General features: G+C 57.9%; 16 protein-coding genes and 1 pseudogene. 11 read left to right on the top strand and 6 right to left on the bottom strand.

Annotated elements, in window-relative coordinates; translation table 11 throughout:
* The first annotated feature begins 355 nt into the window (after positions 1–355).
* Positions 356–1,834: a helix-turn-helix domain-containing protein gene (locus LUA85_RS18770; RefSeq protein WP_231471994.1), complete on the top strand. Its 1,479-nt coding sequence runs from the start codon at positions 356–358 to the stop codon at positions 1,832–1,834.
* A gap of 9 nt (positions 1,835–1,843) precedes the next feature.
* Entirely contained in the window at positions 1,844–2,119 is a 276-nt protein-coding gene (locus tag LUA85_RS18765) for a hypothetical protein (RefSeq protein WP_231471993.1), read from the top strand.
* Here the strand turns inward: LUA85_RS18765 and LUA85_RS18760 are convergent.
* Complete coding sequence (locus LUA85_RS18760; protein WP_231471992.1) at positions 2,099–3,055, bottom strand: lytic transglycosylase domain-containing protein; 957 nt, start codon at positions 3,053–3,055, stop codon at positions 2,099–2,101. The genes LUA85_RS18765 and LUA85_RS18760 overlap by 21 nt on opposite strands.
* Before the next feature lie 112 nt (positions 3,056–3,167).
* On the opposite strand from LUA85_RS18760, the gene LUA85_RS18755 reads away from it, so the two are divergent.
* The 5 genes and pseudogenes from LUA85_RS18755 to LUA85_RS18735 all read left to right on the top strand — a co-directional run.
* Positions 3,168–4,001, top strand: a complete 834-nt coding sequence (locus LUA85_RS18755) for a toprim domain-containing protein (protein WP_231471991.1) — start codon at positions 3,168–3,170, stop codon at positions 3,999–4,001.
* Between the two features lie 561 nt (positions 4,002–4,562).
* Positions 4,563–5,344 (top strand): IS5 family transposase gene (locus LUA85_RS18750; protein WP_231471990.1). Its coding sequence is split into 2 segments (ribosomal slippage): positions 4,563–4,887 and positions 4,887–5,344, totalling 783 coding nucleotides; the frame shifts between segments, so codons are not numbered across the junction.
* Between the two features lie 64 nt (positions 5,345–5,408).
* A complete protein-coding gene (locus tag LUA85_RS18745; protein ID WP_231471989.1) occupies positions 5,409–6,275 on the top strand; it encodes a HipA family kinase in 867 nt (288 codons plus the stop codon).
* 10 nt (positions 6,276–6,285) lie between these two features.
* Positions 6,286–7,089, top strand: a complete 804-nt coding sequence (locus LUA85_RS18740) for a DUF3037 domain-containing protein (protein WP_231471988.1) — start codon at positions 6,286–6,288, stop codon at positions 7,087–7,089.
* Between the two features lie 326 nt (positions 7,090–7,415).
* Positions 7,416–8,066: pseudogene (locus LUA85_RS18735) on the top strand (IS66 family transposase); the annotation flags it as partial.
* Here LUA85_RS18735 and LUA85_RS18730 read toward each other — a convergent pair.
* A complete protein-coding gene (locus LUA85_RS18730) occupies positions 8,063–8,428 on the bottom strand; it encodes a sulfite exporter TauE/SafE family protein (RefSeq protein WP_231471987.1) in 366 nt (121 codons plus the stop codon). The pseudogene LUA85_RS18735 and the gene LUA85_RS18730 sit on opposite strands and share 4 nt — an antisense overlap.
* Positions 8,429–8,749: 321 nt before the next feature.
* On the opposite strand from LUA85_RS18730, the gene LUA85_RS18725 reads away from it, so the two are divergent.
* Genes LUA85_RS18725 through LUA85_RS18715 form a run of 3 tightly spaced genes read left to right on the top strand, consistent with a single transcriptional unit; the run spans position 8,750 to position 12,688 of the window.
* Positions 8,750–10,477, top strand: coding sequence for a cation:proton antiporter (locus LUA85_RS18725; RefSeq protein ID WP_231471986.1), 1,728 nt, complete (start codon positions 8,750–8,752; stop codon positions 10,475–10,477).
* Between the two features lie 56 nt (positions 10,478–10,533).
* On the top strand, positions 10,534–11,376 hold the full coding sequence (locus LUA85_RS18720; RefSeq protein ID WP_231471985.1) for a universal stress protein: 843 nt from the start codon (positions 10,534–10,536) through the stop codon (positions 11,374–11,376).
* Between the two features lie 7 nt (positions 11,377–11,383).
* Entirely contained in the window at positions 11,384–12,688 is a 1,305-nt protein-coding gene (locus LUA85_RS18715; RefSeq protein ID WP_231471984.1) for an acetyl-CoA hydrolase/transferase family protein, read from the top strand.
* A 16-nt stretch (positions 12,689–12,704) separates the two neighbouring features.
* Here LUA85_RS18715 and LUA85_RS18710 read toward each other — a convergent pair whose 3' ends face one another.
* Genes LUA85_RS18710 through LUA85_RS18700 form a run of 3 tightly spaced genes read right to left on the bottom strand, consistent with a single transcriptional unit; the run spans position 12,705 to position 17,409 of the window.
* The gene (locus LUA85_RS18710; RefSeq protein WP_231471983.1) at positions 12,705–13,778 is read right to left on the bottom strand and encodes an NAD(P)-dependent alcohol dehydrogenase; all 1,074 of its coding nucleotides are present in this window, start codon (positions 13,776–13,778) and stop codon (positions 12,705–12,707) included.
* A 40-nt stretch (positions 13,779–13,818) separates the two neighbouring features.
* A complete protein-coding gene (locus LUA85_RS18705; protein ID WP_231471982.1) occupies positions 13,819–16,539 on the bottom strand; it encodes a cation-transporting P-type ATPase in 2,721 nt (906 codons plus the stop codon).
* Positions 16,540–16,554: 15 nt separating this feature from the next.
* Positions 16,555–17,409: a universal stress protein gene (locus LUA85_RS18700; protein WP_231471981.1), complete on the bottom strand. Its 855-nt coding sequence runs from the start codon at positions 17,407–17,409 to the stop codon at positions 16,555–16,557.
* A gap of 361 nt (positions 17,410–17,770) precedes the next feature.
* Here LUA85_RS18700 and LUA85_RS18695 point away from each other — a divergent pair, with 361 nt between their 5' ends.
* Complete coding sequence (locus LUA85_RS18695; protein WP_231471980.1) at positions 17,771–18,922, top strand: 2OG-Fe(II) oxygenase; 1,152 nt, start codon at positions 17,771–17,773, stop codon at positions 18,920–18,922.
* A gap of 169 nt (positions 18,923–19,091) precedes the next feature.
* Here LUA85_RS18695 and LUA85_RS18690 read toward each other — a convergent pair whose 3' ends face one another.
* Positions 19,092–19,994, bottom strand: a complete 903-nt coding sequence (locus LUA85_RS18690) for a hydrogen peroxide-inducible genes activator (protein WP_231471979.1) — start codon at positions 19,992–19,994, stop codon at positions 19,092–19,094.
* Between the last annotated feature and the right edge of the window lie 254 nt (positions 19,995–20,248).

Here is a 20,248-nt window from a genome sequence, read left to right as displayed (position 1 = left end):
CCCGCGCCAACGGGACCCCCTTTAACGCATCCTGTTGCCAGAGCGCCAAGTTCACCTCGCTTCTTAGCAACAGACCGAATGGCAAACAAGCGCTTCTGCGCGCGATGAAACGCGCCCGAACGCTGCCAGGGATCGCCGCACCAGCTGGTGCATATGAAAGGGAGGTCAGCGACGCAGACATGAAAACCCGGGCAGCGCCCGGGCCTTTCGAAGGAAGCTGTAATTTGCCGCGCCAAAGCGTGGCGAGAGACACCGGCAAGCTACCTGCTCCCTGACAACTTGCAAGCATTTTTCGCAAATTTTGCGGGCAATGTTCTTTGTCTGTGCCGCACCTCAGGACTGAGGGAGCGAAAGGATGACTATTGTCCAGAATCAGGCAGCCTGGGAGGTGAATAGCCGACGCCGGGGAGGGCCAGCAGCGATCGGCGCCTGTCTGCCAAAACTGGGGATGCTCGAGACAGAACAGCTGACCATGATCACTTTCATGGAAGACCCGGCAGATCGGGCAAGACATGCAGCGCGCGTCAGCAAGATGATGCGAGGGTTCGAACATACCGGGACCGAAAACGCAGGCAGGCAGCGTCGGCGCAAACTGCTCGATATCATCGAGACCTTCGCGAGAATGCCGCCCGTGACGATCGATGTTCCGAGAATCGTCTGGCGCGATCTTTACGATGCCGCCGCGAGCATCGCGGCCATGAATATCGACTGGGACAGCCGCTGCGGCCCGCTCATTGCCGCCTCGAACGACCATCTCAAATGCCGGATCGGATGGACCGCCGCGCGCAAGAACATCAGGCGCCTTGCCGAATACGGCCTGATCATCCCCCATTGCCTCGCCGGCAACGGCAAGCGATTTCTTGGGTCACGAAACAGCGAGGATCGCTCCGACGCATCAGGATGGTCGCTGGCGCCGCTACTCCTCCTTGTGGATTACCTCACACAGCTGGCCGCCACCGAGAAGGCCCTGGCCGCGCAAAACCTGATCCTGCCCAACCAAATTCGAAGGACAACAAGCAGCGCGTACCGGCTGCTGCGGCCGTTCGAGATGGGCCACCTTTGGGCTGACAAGGCTAGAAAGAAGCTCGATGCGATCGCTGCGGCGCGGCGCACATACCAGAGGCGGAAAGGATCCATGGACGCGATCGCAGTGCTTGGCCGCCTCGCCGAGGTCGCGACCCGGCTGCTTGATCGGTTGTCAGAGCGCATATCGCTCGACGACATTGCGTCGCTGACACCTTCCAAGGACACTAGGGTGCGCTGGGATGACCACCATCAATACAGCCCTGAAGAAGCTCTTGAATCCGTATACGGCTTGGCAGAGGGCGCCTGCCGCCAGGAACCTGATGACATTCGAACCACGCCTGATGCCGACAGGCTGAAGGAAGAGACAGTCGAGGCCCACCACAACGCGCTGGTCTCTGCCGACACGAATGATGTCTACGGCATCCAGCGATCGGGGTTCGTTTGGGCCGAAGCCCCTGCCCTCTTCCCTTTCATCGATGGCATGGTCGAAATTGGAGCCCGACCGGGCCTGAACGAGCTCCACGAGGTCGCTCGCGTCTGCCAGATAGGCCAGGCTACGGCCGCGCGGGCAAGTGCGACACTGGGCACAGGGATCGCACTCCTGTGCGCGCTGATCACCGGGCATCACCTGGCCAACGGACAAATCCGCAAGACGCCCGATGCATACATGCAGGCGCTGGTGCGGCGCGCCCGCAGCGGTGAGCTCAATCTCGGCCACACGCTGCTCGGCCGCAGAAAGGCAGTATTCGGCCAGGGGGATACAAGGGCGTCGAATATGCGTATCTCTCTTCGATCATCGCTGCACTAGGTCCGACTCATGAAGCAGGAAGCCCTTATCGCTTGGACATCGCTCTACATCGGCGTGGGAATGATGGCGCTGATCTGCGCAGTGCTCGCGGTAGTAGTGACGGCCGACGACTGGCGCACCGGCAGGTGGCGACCCGCCCACCAAACGGGAATCCAGAAAGCTCTGGTCATCCCGAAGCTCTGGCTTCGCTGGCAACTCAACTACCTCAAGGGCGCGCCCGTCATCCTGGCGATCAGTGTGTACTATGCTTGGGCTACTGGGTTCTCAGTGTTCTGGAACGTCTGATCGTCCTTCGAACGAGGCAAGCATCACCCGGCGAAACGCATTGGGAGCGGGAAGTGCCGCCGAGGCAAGCGACACGCCGCCGGTCGAATTCGGGGTGGCAATCGAACCCATGATCGTGCGCACATAGTTGCGGGTCTCACGAAACGGCGGGATGCCGACAAACTGGTCCACACGGCCCGGGCCTGCATTGTAGGCAGCCAGTGCAAGCTCCCATGTCCCGAAGCGATCCAGCTGCTCGCGCAGATACCGCGCACCGCCCACAAGGTTTTGCCGAACATCCCAAGGGTCGGTGACACGCAGATATTGGGCCGTGCCGGGCATCAGCTGAGCCATGCCCATCGCACCGGCGCTGCTGCGGGCGAAGGGACGATATCTGCTTTCCTGCGCCAGTAAGGCGTCAAACAGAACAACGGGCACGCCGGCATCGCAAGCGACGTCGACGATCAGGTTGAAATAGGCTGTCCGGCGAGCCTGGGCATCCCTGCTGATAGCAAATCGCGGGAAGAAGCTCCGGGACTGGCAGAGTGGGTCATCCTGCGAAGGGCGGAAGGGTGAAGAAGCAGGGCCCATGAATGATGCACCTGCCCGCATCCACGAAGGAACAGCGGGACGCGCGGCATGGGGATTGATCGTGAAGCTGTGAGGGATCAACTCAAAGTCGCCGTTCAACTCGGGTGAAAACGCATCCACTGGAGCCGGAGGCGGTTCCACTGATTGCTCGAGATCGACCGCACCGCGCAACTGTGGGGCGAGCACAGCGAAGTCCGGTTTTGCCTCTGGCGAAAACAAGTCGAGAATGGCTTCGCGCGCCGATGATGGCGTCGGCGTCAAAGCGACCAGCAAAAATAGAAGATTTTTCATGACCACACCTTTCGGCGTGGTTCGGATATCGCTCCACGTTTCTAAATGAACAGGCGGCGCATGGCAATCGCCCACAATCTGGCATCGCACAGACGAAAGGGGCGTTGGCCATCGCGAGCCGTGCCGGAGAAGGTCGGGTCGATCCAAAGGGGAAAGATGGTGAGGCTTAGCTGAGAGGAGCGAGTTTATGCTGATTGCGCTCAAACCCACCCAGGAGACCATCGACATCGTTGCTGCACTGAAGGGCCGTTGGCACGGTTCCTATGCAATGTGCGTCTGCCCCGCGCACGCAGACAGAACCCCTTCCCTTTCTGTCAGGCAGGGCGAGCGGGGTATTCTGGTTCATTGTTTCGCGGGCTGCCGCAGCGAGGATGTCTTGCGTGAAATCAGTCGGACCAAACCGATCCTGAATTCCCCTTCGCCGAGCTACCGGCCAGAAGGAACCGCGCCCAATGTCCGAAGGATCTGGGATCAGGGCACAAAAATCCGCGGGACGCTCGGCGAAGTCTACCTTCGATCGCGTCGACTACCAGTCGATCTCCCCGACTTACGCTTTCATCCAAGGTGCCCGTTCGGCCGCAAGCCCAAAACCACCTTCCAGCCCGCGGTGCTGGTCGCAGTCAGAACCGGGGACAAGCTTTCTGCTATCCAGCGGATCAGGCTGACGGACGACGGAACATGGCATGATGGCAAGTTCATGCTCGGCAAACCCGGACAGGGTGCTTGGGCGCCGGAGTTCGAGGGCACTGTACTGGCCATTGCTGAAGGTATGGAAGACGCGGCAAGCTACACCCTGATCAGGGGACGTCCATGCTGGGCAGCGCTTGGGAATGAGCGCCTCGCCCTGATCACAGTGCCGTCGCGCGTTACAGAGTTGTACCTGGCTGAAGACAATGACGGACCAGGACGAACCGCGGCCATGGCAGCTGTTGACGCTCACGTCGTGCCGGGGCGGTGCATTAATAGGGATCCGCCGCCGAGCAAATACCGGGACTGGGCAGAGACAGGCACGGACATCTAAGGACGGAGAGGTTCAAAAGCGTTAGTCAAAATGGCATTTATACCGTTCCTGCCAAGCCCTAGACGCGGTCTCCAAATCTCCCACTTGTCTACTCGTTGACCTACTCGGTGGCTTAGGCGGCGTGGACAAATTCGATTGCGGTTGAAGGGGGCCAGGATAAATTCAGGCGTATGGTCGATAAATTCAACTTCGTTCGGCGGTCAAAACGCTTACGCATCGCGTTCACGGGCGCTGCGTTGCTCATGTTCGTCCTGACCCCGTTTTATCCCCGTGAGACGTTCATTGGTTGGATCGTATTCGTACTTCTATCTTTGATCCCACTCGCTCGCCTTCGATGCTGGAATTGCGGTGAAAGGCTGCTGAAAGACGGCGGTTCGCATATCGAGTATTGCAGAACCGGCGTTGTGACCTGGGACATGTGCCGTCACAAAACCTGCGGAGCAGAACTTCACTGAGATCGTCAGCGATGGCTTCGGACACCCACCCCCATCGAAATTCTATTCGCTACCTGATTGACCTGCCCGCGCAGGATTGATTCAAGGCTGCTTTTTGGAGGCAGGCTTGAGCAGGGGCGATCTTACCGAAGCGGAATGGCGCGTTCTGAAGGGTTTGTTGCCCATCGAGCGTGAGAACCGTGGTCGAGGCAGGCCGCCCGAACAGAACCGCTCAATCATCAACGGGATACTCTGGCGGCTTCGCTGTGGTGCACCTTGGCGCGACGTGCCGCCCAAGTACGGCAGCTGGAATACCATCTATCGCCGGTTCCGACGATGGACCGAGGCTGGGGTCTGGGAGACCGTTGCCGTGACACTCGCCGAAGTCATGGCAGACAACGGCCACTACAGCATCGATAGCACCACCGTTCGCGCCCATGTGTCGGCAGCGGGCGGAAAAGGGGGACTCATCGACGCGCTCTTGGCCGCTCGCGGGGCGGGTTCACCAGTAAGCTTCACTGCCTGGCCGATGCCCTCGGACGACCACTCGCCTTCCACCTGACGGTTGGGGAGGCGGCAGATTGCAAGGCGTATGATGCCTTGATCGGGCTGCCTGAACGCAAACCGGACGCCTTGCTTGCCGACAAGGGCTATGACGCCGACGCCATCCGTGCCGACCTTGTCGAACGGGAGATCAAGGCCGTTATTCCCGGCCGGTCAAACCGGCGCGTGAAGATCGAATACGACAGAGCGCTCTACATGCAGCGCAATCGCATCGAGCGCATGTTCGGCCAGCTCAAGATCAACCGTGCCATCGCAACCCGCTACGATCAGTTGGCCAACAGTTTCCTCGGCATGGTCCATCTCGCTACCGCCAGATACTGGCTCAAATTTGTCCACGCTGCCTAGCCATTTGCTTAATAATCGGCCCTACTGGCATTCACTGAGCACCGAGCCGCCAACGATGCGTAAAATGGCATTTCTTATTGCCATTGACATCTTGAGCCACTGTTTCACCTATGGTGCCATGCGATGCGGACATAACTGGCAACCAACTATAATAAAGCGCGTGATAGACCGCTACGCGAGCAGCACTGAGGTCGTTCAGGTCGCGACCGATGTCGGCAATGCATATCTAAAGGGCATGGGAAACCGCCAAGGTGACGAATCTCTTGCCTGCGAATTCGTCGGCTCAGAATTGGCGGCTCTTGTCGGGTTAACGGTACCTCCCTTTGCAGTAGTGGAACTGCAGGAGCTTGAAATCGTGACGGTCAGCGGCCGTCTCCTGACCAAGGGCCCGGCCTTCCTATCGCAGGCACAGGAAAAGACTATCACCGGAGACGCCGAAGGCAGATGCCTCGGTCGGCTCCGCAATCGAAGCGACTTGGCTCTGATGATCGTCTTTGACACTTGGGTCCGGAACCCTGATCGCTGCCCGCCATCCGACCATCTCATTCCCGAACCAAATCGGGATAACGTCATGTTTCGTTCAGTCGGTGGTTGGTTCGAACTCCTGGCTTTCGATCACACCCATTGTTTTACCGAGACAGATTTAGAAACAGGTCTTGCAGGGGATTTTTTCGTCGACGACCCAAATGTCTACGGGGCCTTTCCAGAGTTCTTGCCGCACGTCGACGAAGCAGACTTAAGAGCTGCCTGCAAAACTATTGCTGACATTGACGGAGAACAGGTGTTAGAGATAGTCGCTGCGGTCCCTCAGCCTTGGGGGCCTTCGCAGGCAATCCGGACCCGATGGGCACAGCAAATTATTAACCGGGCTGCCCGAGTGGAGGATATCGTGATTCCGACGCTCATCAACCAAGGGCAGCTGGGACTTTAGGAGGCCGGACATGTCGAAATTTCAGGGGAAATACGCCCTCGTCCAGTATTGTCCGGTCCCGGAGCGACTGGAGTTCGTCAACATCGGCCTAATGCTGGTGGTGCCCGACCAGCCATATCTCGAAATCCGTTTCGCCACGGGACAATCGCGAGTGGATAGGCTTTTTGGCAAGCAGTCGAAAGCATATCTCGATGCACTGAAGGCTTCATTCCGCTCGCGGCTTCTCGATCAGTTTAAGGTCGATCCACAGGGAAAATATTTCGACAACTTTGCCGCTCGCCGTGCAAATGAAATTCGTTTGTCACCGCTTCAGCCAATCCTCGTGTCGGATGTTGTTGCCGATTTCAACGAGCTCTTCGGGTCGTTGGTTGGCGATCAGGAACCGATCCAGCGCGAGCCCCAAATTCGCCGCAAGCTTAGAGAAGCATTTATCAAGCATGGCGTCGACAACCTGCTAGAAAAGCCCGACGAGATCGACTTGCCTGAGTACGACCTGTCGCTGAGTGTGCCATTCGGTTATCAAAATGGATGTTATAACTTAATCGACGGCATGCGCCTGCCGCCTCAGGCAGCTGAGGGCTTCAAAGAGGCTGGCAAGCGCGCAATTGAAGGCAATCTGATCTGGAAGCACTTCGAGAACGGCCCTCGCAAAAAACTGGTAGTAGTTGGTGATTTTTCTCGTCAGTCGAATGGCTTCTATAATGCCGTAAAGGACCAGTTCGCTCAGGCCCACGTAGGTCTCTATCGCCTTGACGACATGCGACCACTTTATGACGACATCCAACTTCAGGCACAGGTGCATGGCCGCCATTAGCTAAGCTAATCGATTGGTTTGGTGACGGGTCCGCAGAACACGATCAGAAATGACCTGACACGACTACTACTGATCATGAAAAATTCGTTTCGCAGCGTTACTGCGAAGAAATCCGCCTTTTGACCAGTCGTTCCCACGTCTGGACGAACTTACCAATTTCTGCCCAATGCTCATCAGTTGCATACCGACATCGGATCAGCAGGCGCGTCACGATCCTGCTCATATCTCAGCGTAAGGGTCCGGCCTCCGGCGTGTTGCGCAGATTCTTGGTACCCGCGATGAGCTTTCCTTCAGGAGTGTCCTTTGGCACTGTCTAAGGAGAGTAGCGAGGCAAGGCCGGCGCAGGTCTGCTTGCCCACGTCGTGGTCTCCAAGTTCGCGGACCATCTTCCGCTTTCCCGGCAGTCGCAGATCTATGCGCGCGAAGGCATTGATCTCAGTCGATCACCGCTTGCCGATTGGCTCGGCCAGGTGGCGTGACTGCTACAGCAATTGGTAGATCGGATCGCCGATCACGTGATGGATTCCCCCAAGCTCCGCGCCGACGACACGCCGGTGCCTGTCTTGGCAGCGGGTACCGGCAAGACCAAAACGGGTCGGCTATGGGTTTCCCTGCGCGATAACCGACGATGGCGACCGAGCGACATGCCCGCAGCGCTGTTCCGCTACAGTCCCGATCGCAAGGGCGAGCGCCCGCGCGAACACCTCAAGACGTTCGCGGGCTTTCTGCAGGCCGATGCCTATGCCGGTTTCGATCGGCTCTATGATCCCAAACGGACTGCCGGCGTGATCTCACCCGTGGCGTGCTGGGCACATGGCGCCGCCATGTATTCTCTGCTCGAGACCGCCAAGCTTAACGGTGTGAACCCGGAACGGTGGCTGAGTGATGTGCTCAACCGGATCGGTAAGGGGCATCCGATCAATCGGATCGATGAGTTGCTGCCATGGAACGCGGCCACGCCACTTGCGGGTTCCTAGCTTCTATCTTGGCGCAGAGTTTGCTCGATCAGCCAAATGTGCAATACATAGACAGCAACAAATATGCCGCCAATGAAAAGCACGGAAGGCAATAGCATGCCCTCTTGCCCAGGACGCGGCGTCAGCGTCGATGCGCCGATCGCAATCAATACCAAGGTGCAGATCGCAAGGCCGGGCACAAAACTCAGGACGAAAACACGAGGCCCGGACCGAATGACTGTTTGGGAAAGCGGCTGTGATCTGGAAATCAGCCACTGGAAAGGCAAGGTCTCTTCATGCTGGAACCGCGCATTAGCCCGGACAGACAGCCCCACCATGAGCATACCGAAAATCGCACAAACAATAACGACGATCACGGCCATGAACTGATCCTCCTCAGATCAGCCTAGCACCTTCAGCGACGTCTGCAACGACGGCTGATCTCCATTTCACCTTCGGGCCTGACACCACAGACCGGATGATTACATCTCAGCTAGCGTGAGGGCGGCGTCAACGTGTACCTGATGGGTCCGATGCCCATCCAACCTCTCAAATTTAATCCGTTCGATTGACGCTGCTCAATATCTGGAGAAGTTTCCCCGTGCATTGTCCTGCCAAGATCTTATCATCTTGGAAATGCACCATTTGAACGACGAATATTGCCTCGACAAACCCTTGACTGCTACCCTGCTAGGGGAGAACTGATGGAAAACCATGGCACCATCCCGTTCCTGCGCGAGGCGTTGATCTTTCTGGCCGTTGCTGGCCTTGCTGTCCCGTTGCTCAGCCGGATAAAAGTCAGTCCGGTACTGGGATACTTGCTGATGGGGGGATTAATCGGTCCCTTCGGATTGGGCCGCCTCGTGACGGAGCTTCCTTTCCTTTCGCACTTTGTCGTCGCTGATACCGAAGGCGTGCGCCAGCTTGCCGAAATCGGGGTCGTTTTCCTGATGTTCATGATCGGGCTGGAGCTTTCACTCGATCGGCTATGGTCCTCAAGACAGCTCGTTTTCGGAATGGGCAGCCTGCAAATCCTCGTGACTGGCGCCGTGGTTGCCTGGATTGCCACGCTATTGGGCATCGCACCCAATACCGCACTGGTTGTGGGCGCGGCGCTGTCGCTTTCATCGACGGCCATCGTCATGCAACTGTTGATGAATGGCAGGAGGCAGGCCACGCCAGTTGGAAAGGCTGGTTTTGCCATCCTGCTCATGCAAGATCTTGCAGTCGTGCCAATCCTGTTCATGGTCGGCGTTCTGGCTGAACCGGGCGAGCGCGGCCTCGCGATTGGGCTGGCTGCAGCGCTTGGCAAAGCTGCTGTGGTTATCTGCCTGATCTATGGCATCGGCAGGGTCGTTCTGCGCCCTGCGTTGCGACAAGTTGCAGCCACGCGCAATGCCGAGATGTTCACCGCCGCGGTTCTGCTTGCGGTTGTCGGCGTTTCTGCACTCACCGCTGCATTTGGCCTGTCAATGGCGCTGGGGGCTGTACTGGCAGGACTGCTTCTTGCTGAGACGGAATATCGCCACCAGATCGAAGTGGATATCGAACCCTTCAAGGGCCTGCTGCTCGGCCTGTTCTTCATGTCTGTCGGCATGGGCATTGACTGGAGCGTGGTTGCCGGAAACCCGTGGACCATCTTGGCAGCAGTCGGCGGGTTGTGGCTGCTGAAATCGAGCGTGATTGCAACACTGGCGCTCTTGTTCCGCCGTCCTTTGCCTGTCGCTTTCGAAACCGGTGTGATCTTGGGCCAAGGCGGCGAATTCGCGTTCGTCATCATGGCAGCCGCCGGGAGCCTTGGCCTTATTGGCGGCGCACTGGAACAGCAAGTATTGCTGATCGCAGGTCTGAGCATGCTATTGACGCCCCTTGTCGTACAGGCGGCCCGGCGGGTGTCTGGCATGATCGAGCATCGCCAAGCCGAAGCGAGGCACGCAGGGCAGCCCGATGATTTCGGAGATTGGGCGGACCATGTGATTATCGCAGGGTATGGACGCGTCGGACAGACATTGGCGAAAGTCCTCGAAAGTGCGGGGCTCTCCTTCCTTGCACTCGATACAGATGCAGGGCTGATCGGGCGCGAAAAGGACAAGCGCGGACACATTTTCTTTGGCGATGCCCTGCGTATGGAGATTCTCGTCAAGGCAGGCATCGAACGCGCGGCAGTGGTCGCTGTCACCATGAACGATGCCCGCGCGGTGACGAAGATCGTACGGGAAATCCATCGCCGTTGGCCTGAAGTTCTCATTCACGCGCGCGCGCGCGACAGCGAGCACGCGCGTAGCCTGCGCGAACTGGGCGCTGTCTATTCTACGCCTGAGGCGATTGAGGCGAGCCTCCAGCTTGCTGCCAACGTGCTGGTAGATGCAGGGGTCAATGCCGAAACCACCGAAAGGAAAATCGCAGACCAGCGCCTGCAAGAGAACGGCTAACGCCTTAAAACGGCTGCTGGCTAGTCCACGAATGAACATTGCATGGAGAGATGGATATGAACGAAACAGCTGCGCACAAAAACGTTGCTCCCGTGTTGGTTGGCACAGATCTTAGCGCCCGCTCTGACCGCGCGGTTGACCGCGCCATGATGCTCGCAAACAGCTTGCAGGAACGCCTGATCGTACTCCATGCGCTTGATGCCGACAATGTTCTCACATCTGACCAGACACGGATTGAACGCGAAATTCGCAACGCGCTGGCCAAGCCCGATGCCGACGTGGACATCCTGCCGGCCATAGGCCCTGCACCTTCCACCATTTGCTCGGCGGCCCAATCAACCGGTTGCAGGCTGATCGTGACCGGAGTTGCACGAATGAACCACATCGGTGACTATTTCATCGGCACCGCTGTCGATCATGTGATCCGCAATGCCGCGATGCCCGTGCTGGTGGTCAAGCAAAGACCACACCATGCCTATCGCTCGATCCTTGTCGCAACCGACTGTTCGCCTTGCTCACGTGAAGCGCTCTTGACAGCCGCAGCGTTGTTTCCTGATGCACGGCTGCACGTGGTTCACGCATTTCATGTTCCCTACGAAGCCTGGTTACGCTCGGACGAAACACGCGATGAAGTTACAGAGGCGGCTCATGTATGCCTCACCGAGTTCCTTGCCGATCCGGCCATAGCCGACACGCTTCGTAAGCGGGTGGAGCTTCATCTCGATTATGGTGAAGTGGATCAAGTGATCTGCGCGGCTGCCGAAACGCTCGATGCGGACCTGATTGTTCTGGGAACACATGGCCGGAACGGTTTCGTGCGCGCAATGATTGGCAGCCGGGCCGAGGAACTGTTGCGCTGTGTGTCGGTTGATACCTTGTTGGTCCGGGAAGATTGCTGATTTGCACATGACATTGCAGGACCTCTATCGCAGTCGTCTGGCGAATGCTGACGATGCAATCGCATTTATTCGCAGTGATATGGATGTCGCGATGGGTATGGCTGTGGCTGAACCGCCAGCGCTCCTTGCAGCACTGGCAGGAAAGGTCGAAAGCGCACACATCGAGAATCTGCGCCTTTGGTATTTCCACTCGCTTGATGCCGCTGGTAAAACCGTCCTGCGCCCTGAACTGCTCGATCGCGTGCGCCCGCACTGCATGTTTCTCAGTCATGTTGAACGTACCCTTATCCGCGAATGGCCCAAAGGGCGCACGCCTGGCCCGATTGAATTCGTGCCTGTCGCTTTCAGCGCTTCGGTTGCACTGCTCACGCGCCGCCTTGCGCTCGTTGCCTGCATCACCACCGTATCGCCGATGGATCGGCACGGATACTTCACTTTCGGCACGAGCAATGACTATACCTCTTCGGCCGCACGCAGTGCGCAACGACTGATCGTCGAGGTCAATCCCAATATGCCCCGTGTCTTTGGGGACTCTTTGCTGCATGTGAGCGAGGTCGATGCGATCGTCGAAAACACAGTGCCGCTGCCTGAAGTTACCGGCGGCCAACCAAGTCCCGAAGAGCTGGCGATTGCGGAGATCATTGCCGGCATGATCGATGATCGCGCATGTCTTCAGATGGGCGTGGGCACTTTGCCGACGGCGGTTTGCAACCAACTGGAAAATCGCCGCGATCTCGGCATCCACACCGAACTGATGACACCGGCTATGGCGCGCCTTGTGCAGTGTGGCGCTGTGACCAATCAGGCAAAAACCACCTATCGAGGCCGCAGTGTATTCACTTTTGCAATGGGCGACGCACCATTCTACGCCTTCATAGACGACAATCCGGCATTCCATTCGCTGCCGGTCAATCTGGTGAACGATCCGCGCCACATTGCCAAGAACAACAATGTGGTCTCGGTGAACGGCACCTTGCAGATCGATCTGGGTGGTGCCTGCAATTCGGAACATTTGCTTGGTCGGCAATATAGCGGTTCGGGTGGCCAGCTTGATTTTGTGCGCGGGGCATCTGCCTCGCGCGGGGGCAAGTCAATCATCGCCTGCCAGTCGACTGCTTGCGATGGCACAGTATCGCGGATCGTCCCCATGCTCGATGGTCCTGTCACCACGCCTCGCAATGATACACATATCGTCGTGACCGAACATGGCTGGGCTGATTTGCGCGGAAAGTCCGTCCATCAGCGCGCTGATGCGCTAATCGGGCTGGCGCATCCCAAATTCCGGGACGAGCTCGCCAATTCACTCGGCTAAGCTGCGCGTCACGAACTCAGGGCGTTATAGCGATTTTCAGCACACCATCGCGCTGGTTGGCAAACAGATCATAGGCCGCCTCGATCTGATCCAGCGAGAAGCGGTGCGTGACCAGCGGGCGTGTATCGATGCGCCCCGAGGCGATCACATCCATCAGGCGGCGCATTCGCTCTTTGCCGCCGGGACAGAGCGTTGTGCGGATAGTGTGATCGCCAAGGCCTGCCAGAAAGGCATCCAGCGGAATCTTCAAATCTTCTGAATAGACGCCGAGAGAAGAGAGCGTGCCGCCCGGACGCAGGACACGCAGTGCACCTTCGAACGTCGATTGCCGTCCCAGCGCCTCGATCGCAACGTCGACGCCGCGTCCTTTGGTCAAACGCATGATTTCCGCAACGGGATCGTGTGCATTGAAATCGATCACGTGATCGGCGCCCATGCGCCTCGCCATCTCCATGCGCGCGGGCACACTGTCGACCGCGATGATCGTCGTTGCTCCCATCATACGTGCGCCCGCCGTGGCACAAAGACCAATCGGGCCTTGCGCAAAGACAACTACTGTATCGCCAATCTGGATTTTGCCGCTTTCCGCGCCGGAGAAACCGGTCGACATGATGTCAGGGCACATCAAGACCTGTTCGTCGGTCAGGCCTTCTGGAACGAGGGCAAGATTGGCCATCGCATCAGGAACAAGAAGGTATTCTGCCTGCGATCCGTCAATCGTGTTGCCGAACTTCCACCCGCCTAACGGCTTCCATCCGTGCGGCGTGCCGGGTCCGTCCTGCGCATGGCATCCGCACAAGGCGGCATGACTGTGCCCCGACGTGCAGATGGCTCCTGCCACGACACGCTGACCTTCGGCGAGGCCCTGCACTGCCGAACCCAGCTTCTCAATTATGCCTACTGGCTCATGTCCGATGGTTAGCCCTTTCTCAACCGTATATTCCCCTTTCAGAATGTGGACATCGGTTCCGCAGATCGTCGTCGTCGTTATCCGCACCAGCGCATCAAGCGGGCCGACTTCGGGGATCGGTTTTTCGTCAAGGACAATGCGCCCCGGCTCGACGAAAATTGCAGCTTTCATTTTTGCCATAGGTCAGGTCCTTGTGTTGATCCCGCAATTGGGCGGGCAGTCATCTAAGCAGCTCAGATTGCCGCGTCGGACCTTGCCGAAATGCAAGGCGCATCTGCTTTTCGATTTCGACCAACGCGAAGAACGCAGCCCCTGCCGCCACGATCAGCACACCATCAGCCAGAGACACAGCCTCCGTCCCGAACACCTTCTGCAACACCGGTACATAGGTGATGGCGAATTGCCCAACAGTCACGACCATTACGGACAACCACACCGCAGGCGTGCCACGAACAGCCTTCCACGTCAGCGACGTACCGTAGATATTGCGTATAAAGAACAAGTGGAAGATTTCGAGAACCACCAGCATGTTTACCGCCATGGTCTGCGCCAGAGCTACGGAATAGCCCTGTGCCCGGGCATAGGCGAAGATGCCGAACACGAACGCCACAAACAGCAATGATACCAGCAGGATGTGCCACACCAGTTCACCGCTGAGCAGCGGTGCATCACGCGGGCGTGGCGGGCGCTGCATCGTGCCCCTCTCGCTCGGCTCGAAGGCCAGTGCGATGCCCAGCGTGGTTGCGGTGATAAGGTTGATCCAAAGGATCTGCACCGCGCTGACTGGCAGGGTCATACCCGCCAGCAGCGCAACCATGACGGTCAGTGCCTCACCTGCATTGGTCGGCAAAGTCCAACTGATGACCTTTTGGATATTGTCATAGACAGTGCGCCCCTCGCGAACGGCTGCCGCAATCGAGGCAAAATTGTCGTCTGCCAGCACGAGTTCCGCCGCTTCCTTGGCGGCTTCGCTGCCTTTGATGCCCATGGCTGTCCCGGCATCGGCACGCTTGAGCGCCGGAGCATCATTCACCCCGTCGCCCGTCATCGCCACCACCAATCCGCGCGATTGCAGGGCGGTCACCAGGCGCAACTTGTCAGCAGGCGATGTGCGCGCAAAAACATCCACCCGCATCACCGCCAGTGCCAGATCCGCATCGGAAAGTCCGGCAATATCAGCGCCGGTCAACACGTCATCGGTGTTGCGCAACCCGATCATGGCGGCAATAGCGCGGGCGGTAGCACCGTGATCGCCGGTGATCATCTTAACCGAGATTCCCGCACGGTGGCATTCGGCTACGGCCGCTATTGCTTCGGTGCGTGGCGGATCAATCAGTCCGACAAGGCCGATCAGCGTCAGCGTGCTGTCAAGATCGCTCGCGCCAAGCACGGTTTGCTGCTGCGGAACGGCCCGCATTGCAAGCGCGATAACCCGCTGCCCTTGCGCCGCCATGTGCCCGATCATGGACTGCCAATACGGGGTGTCGAGCGGAGCGGTTCCCAAGCCATGCGTGAACTGGTCTGCACACATGGGCAGCACAGCTTCGGGCGCACCTTTTACATGAACCAAGGTCCTGCCTGCAGAATCGTGGCTTAACACCGCCATATAGCGCCACATTGCATCGAACGGAATCGCATCGATGCGGGTAAAGACCGCCGCATTGTCACCCTCCTCTGCCTCGATCTTGCCCGCCAGCGCCAGCAGCGCACCTTCCATCGGGTCGCCCTCGGCGCACCAGGTATCCCCCCTGCACACCAGTGCGGCATCGTTGCAAAGTCTGGCGCAAAGCGCGAACTCGGTCAGAACTGGATAGCGAGCCGAACCTTCTTCAGCCCCATTCAACCGAATGGCCCCAATCGGGGCATAGCCTTGACCATCCACACTGAAGTGTCCGGCTCCGGTGGCCAGCGATCCCACAACCATCTCGTTGCGCGTTAGCGTACCGGTCTTGTCGGTGCAGATGACCGAAACAGACCCCAGCGTTTCGATTGCGGGCAAGCGCCGCACGATCGCATTGCGACGCGCCATGGCCTGCACGCCCACGGCCAACGTTATCGTCAGCACCGCAGGCAGACCTTCTGGAATTGCTGCGACCGACAGGCCTACAACGATCATGAATATCTCGGCAAAGGGCATCTGCCGCACGAATACGCCGAACACCAGCAGCCCTGCCCCTACGACAAGAATGAAGGCGGTCAGCCAGCGGGCAAACATGTCCATTTGCCGCACCAGCGGTGTGGTCAGCGTCTCGACCCGTGCCAGCATGCCGCTGATCTGCCCGATTTCGCTTTGCAATCCCGTCGCAGCGACCACGCCCTTCCCCGTTCCTGCCACCACCAGTGTGCCACTGAACGCCATGGAGGATCGGTCGCCGAGTGCTGCATCGCTTGCGACCGGGGGCGTGTCCTTGTCCGTGGGGACAGACTCGCCCGTCAATATCGCCTCTTCAATTCGCAGCGCGCGCGCTTCAATCAGACGCAAGTCGGCAGGAACCTTGTCCCCCGCTTCCAGGAGCACGATGTCGCCGGGCACCAGGTCCGTTGCCGCGATGGTTCGACGCGCCCCTTCTCTGAGCACGGCAGTGTGGGGAGCCAGCATATCGCGAATTGCCGCCATCGCATTCTCGGCCCGTCCTTCCTGGATGAAGCCGATTACCGCATTGGCGATCACCACGGCCAGAATGACCCCGGTATCGATCCAGTGCCCCAGCATTGCTGTGGTTAGCGCCGAAGCCATGAGAACGTAGATCAGGATGTTGTGGAAGTGCTGCACGAAACGCACGAGCGCGTTGCGCTGCCGCGCCTGCGGCAGGCTGTTGGCCCCGAACTTGTGCAGTCGCTCCGCGGCAGTTGCTTCGTCCAGTCCACCGGGCGCAGCATCAAGCGCCTGCAGAACATCCTGCGTTGTACTTGCGTGGAATCGGTGCTGCGAAGCGATCATGGCCAATGCCCAATGTTAATGAGAAAGCAAAACGGGCATGCGGGGCGCCTTGAGCACAGACAGCGTTGCACCGCCGAGAATGACATCGCGCAGTCGCGAATGGGCAAAGCCTCCCATCACCAGCAAATCTGCTTCGACAGCTTCTGCCTGCGCCTGCAGGACATCACCTACCGGCTTGGCCTGAGCTAAAACATTATGCACTTTTGCAGAGATACCGCGCCTCGCAAGCGTGTGCTCGACATCACTGGCAGTAAGGCTGCTTTGGATTGTCTTCTCGTCGCCCACAACGATCATTACGATCTCCTGCACCTGCGGGAACAATGCCAAAGCATCACCCATAGCGCGGGCGGCCACCCGACTGTTGTCCCAAGCGACCGCGATTTTCCTGCCAGAAAAGGGGCCAGCAAAATCTGATGGCGCAACCAGCATTGGCCTGCCGGACTCGAACAGAACATTCTCGGCAATCATACGGTCCGACATAAGGCCTGCGCCATCAGCACCGATAACCAGCAGATCGTGCAGCCGGGCATGATCTGCCAGAAACCCTATCACCCCGCGCGAATGATCGATACCTGTCAGCGTCTCAATCGGAATGCCACGTTCGGCAGCCTTCGCCTCTAGCGCTTGCGCATTCTGCGTGTTTCGTTTCTCGCGCAGTTCCGACTGTTCACACATTTGCGCAAAGTTGAGGCTTGTGACACTGGGCGGCATGTTGGCTTCCAGATCAAGCAGCACGCCAGTCAGGCAAGCCTGCATCGCTGTGCAAACCGAAAGAGCCAACGCCATTGCGCCCCGCTCTGCCTCAAAGCTATCAACTGTTGCATAGGTCAGGATCGACCGTGAATTGCAGCTTGAAACGGCGCTCGTCATCTCGTGCTCCTCGTGCTGTAATGATCAACCTCGGATAGAACGGTTGATACAGCATTCTGGCACGGATGGACTGCAGGATATTGAGATAAATCAATAATTTCTGGGATGATGCAGTCAGGCGGGTGTAGCAACACTTCATTACCGCAGAGCACCCCTCCAGCCAAACAATCTGCTGCTTACACAAAGTTCGAACCTCTGCGGATCGATTAGGAGCGCCTGGTTACGCCCCGCCAACTTTCCGCGGATCAATAAGCTCTGTCCTTAGGCGCGTGTTCGCGCATGCGCCCTAAGTGGCGCAGTACTGGCAAATGCTGACGCAAGCGGTAACTGCGCATTAACCACACCAATTTACGCCTCAGTCATGCTCAGCCCCGGTGATCCCTTTCCCACAGTAACTGTTCGCACGACAGCGAACCCTACTTTCGCGCTCGACAGCACAGGAGGGCGCTATGTCGTTATCACTTTCATGGCCGGTACCAACTTTAACGGCTGCCCGGAATACTTGCAGTCGCTTTACGCAAGCGGAAGTCTGTTTGACGATGCCAAGACGTGCTGCTTTGTTGTTTCAAGCGATCCTGCAGATGAAGCGCAGGGCCGCCTTGCGGATCGTGCGCCAGGGATCAGGGTGATCTGGGATCACACCCACGCATTAGCACGCAAGATCGGCAACTTTAGCGAAGCTGAGGACGGCGGATCCATTGAGCTCAAGCTTTTGACCTTTGTGCTTGATCCTTGCCAGCGCGTGATTGAAACGATTCCGGTTAAAGACTTACGAACGCATTTTTACGCGGTACAGAAAATCGTGGAAGCTTTGCCCGATCCTGTTTCGGATCAGGACGGCTTTGCTCCTGTTTTGATCATTCCAAAGATGCTTGAACCTGAGTTGTGCCGAGATTTTATTGCTTATGCAGAAGAGCACGGGCTGGAAGATAGCGGCTATATGACCACTGATCCGGCAACCGGAAAAACCATCGGTGTGATCGATCACCGGCACAAGCGCCGGTTCGATTGCCTGATCGAGGATGAAAGGCTGCGGCTTGCGTTGCAAGCACGGGTTTTGCGCAGGCTAGCCCCCCAGATTGAGAAGGCATATCAGTTTAAGCTGAGCCGTATGGAGCGGTATCTGGTTGCTTGCTATGAATCTGAAGGCGGTGGTTGGTTTCGTCCGCACAAGGACAACACCACCATGGGCACAGCCCATCGCCGCTTTGCGATTTCAATCGCGCTCAACGACGATTACGAAGGCGGCGGCGTTCGTTTCCCTGAATTTGGACGCCGCATTTACAATGCTCCAGTGGGCGGTGCTGTCGTATTTTCATGCTCGCTCTTGCATGAGGCGGTACCAGTTACTTCGGGCCGCCGCTTGTGCCTCTTGCCGTTCGTCTATGATGAAGCCGCCGCGCAAGTAAGGCTGAACAACGCAGCCCATTTCGCCGATAAGCAGCTTGCACAAGATGTGGTAGCGTCCGTTCTAAACACGCCCGGCTACTTCTCAAAACAAAGCGCAGCCTAAACGGAAACGACGCGAATTTCCCTTCAGGGCAACCGGCAGCACACGACCAACTCATGCCGTTCGGATGCAGCATCGGGAATGTCGGCTAGCGTTGGAACCCGTCATCCATGGGGTCAACAGTTGACGGGCAGCTAACCGAACGTCGCGTGAAAGAATGTGTCTTCTTTATCTATATGAGCAAATTACGCGCCTTATCGCGGATACGCATCGAAAGCGCGCGATAATCTTCGGCATTGGCCGATCGCGCGCGCCATGCAGCGGCAATCTGGCGGCTACTTGACCAATCGCTGACAGGCAACCGCACTACCATCGCCTCACCGCCCACATCGGATCGTAGATATAATTCAGGCAGAATCGCTAAACCCACCCCGCTGCCAACCATTTGATGAATTGAATCAAGGCTGGTTCCTTCATAATCGTGCAGAATTTCTGCGCCAAACCGCGCGCACGCCGTCTGCACGATTTGGTGGAAGTGGTGGCGGTGATCCAACGTCAAGAAGTGTGCGCCAGCCAGATCTGTACACTCCAACCGCGCTTTGCCCACCAGCGGGTGATGATTAGGTGCCACCACGGATAACGGCTCATTGAACAGCGATAGGATCTCTAATCCCTCACCTGCAATCGGTTGTGGGCCCACAAGCATGTCCAATCGACCTGCCACCAGATCGCGCGCTTGATCTACTGGAATGCCCTCGCGTATATAAAGACGCAGTTCAGGCTGCTCAACATGAAGCGCGCCGATGATCGCGGGCATAAGATATGGCCCCAGTGTTGGCGTCACGCCGAGTCTGACAATTCCCGCCAGTTGATTGCGTGACCGAGAGGCCAGCCCGCGAATATCGCGAATCTCCAGCATGACTCGCTTTGCTCGCTCGGCAATTTCGCGGCCTACGGGAGTCAATTCCGGCAGACTTGATCCGCGATCAATCAAAATCGTGCCTAGGCGCTCCTCTAGCGTCCGTAACTGATGACTAAGCGTGGGTTGCGAAATGTTGCACAGCTGAGCTGCATGCCCAAAATGTTTCAACTCAGCAACAGCAAGGAAATATTCGAGCTGTCGTAAGGTCGGCATGATTGCTCCGATAGATAAATTCTATCGATTAGTGCCAATCTTTTCGATTGGACGCAACAAACATTCCACGCCATCGCGGGTTTGCAAGGGATAAGAGAGGACGCCCCCAAGCGGTGGTCGATTTCCAGCAGTTCGGTCCCAACACACCTCGTTGCAGGCCAAACAACGCTGGACGATCCAACCACTACCCTTGCCGGGGGCGGCGCGCTGCCAATCCGCGCCGTCTCCGTCAAGATTTTGAAGATACCGCGCGC

It is taken from the genome of Novosphingobium sp. CECT 9465, assembly GCF_920987055.1.
In the GTDB taxonomy this organism is placed as follows: Bacteria; Pseudomonadota; Alphaproteobacteria; order Sphingomonadales; family Sphingomonadaceae; genus Novosphingobium.
Note: the sequence above shows the minus strand (reverse complement) of the source record. Positions and strands in the feature narration are given on the sequence as shown.

Excerpts from the sequence above, each read along its gene's own strand:
- LUA85_RS18705 (WP_231471982.1), bottom strand. The coding sequence starts at position 16,539 with ATGATCGCTTCGCAGCACCGATTCCACGCAAGTACAACGCAGGATGTT.
- LUA85_RS18745 (WP_231471989.1), top strand. The coding sequence starts at position 5,409 with ATGGCATTTCTTATTGCCATTGACATCTTGAGCCACTGTTTCACCTAT.
- LUA85_RS18720 (WP_231471985.1), top strand. The coding sequence starts at position 10,534 with ATGAACGAAACAGCTGCGCACAAAAACGTTGCTCCCGTGTTGGTTGGC.
- LUA85_RS18690 (WP_231471979.1), bottom strand. The coding sequence starts at position 19,994 with ATGCCGACCTTACGACAGCTCGAATATTTCCTTGCTGTTGCTGAGTTG.
- LUA85_RS18770 (WP_231471994.1), top strand. The coding sequence starts at position 356 with ATGACTATTGTCCAGAATCAGGCAGCCTGGGAGGTGAATAGCCGACGC.
- LUA85_RS18730 (WP_231471987.1), bottom strand. The coding sequence starts at position 8,428 with ATGGCCGTGATCGTCGTTATTGTTTGTGCGATTTTCGGTATGCTCATG.
- LUA85_RS18725 (WP_231471986.1), top strand. The coding sequence starts at position 8,750 with ATGGAAAACCATGGCACCATCCCGTTCCTGCGCGAGGCGTTGATCTTT.
- LUA85_RS18710 (WP_231471983.1), bottom strand. The coding sequence starts at position 13,778 with ATGGCAAAAATGAAAGCTGCAATTTTCGTCGAGCCGGGGCGCATTGTC.
- LUA85_RS18765 (WP_231471993.1), top strand. The coding sequence starts at position 1,844 with ATGAAGCAGGAAGCCCTTATCGCTTGGACATCGCTCTACATCGGCGTG.
- LUA85_RS18755 (WP_231471991.1), top strand. The coding sequence starts at position 3,168 with ATGCTGATTGCGCTCAAACCCACCCAGGAGACCATCGACATCGTTGCT.
- LUA85_RS18700 (WP_231471981.1), bottom strand. The coding sequence starts at position 17,409 with ATGACGAGCGCCGTTTCAAGCTGCAATTCACGGTCGATCCTGACCTAT.
- LUA85_RS18695 (WP_231471980.1), top strand. The coding sequence starts at position 17,771 with ATGCTCAGCCCCGGTGATCCCTTTCCCACAGTAACTGTTCGCACGACA.
- LUA85_RS18740 (WP_231471988.1), top strand. The coding sequence starts at position 6,286 with ATGTCGAAATTTCAGGGGAAATACGCCCTCGTCCAGTATTGTCCGGTC.
- LUA85_RS18715 (WP_231471984.1), top strand. The coding sequence starts at position 11,384 with ATGACATTGCAGGACCTCTATCGCAGTCGTCTGGCGAATGCTGACGAT.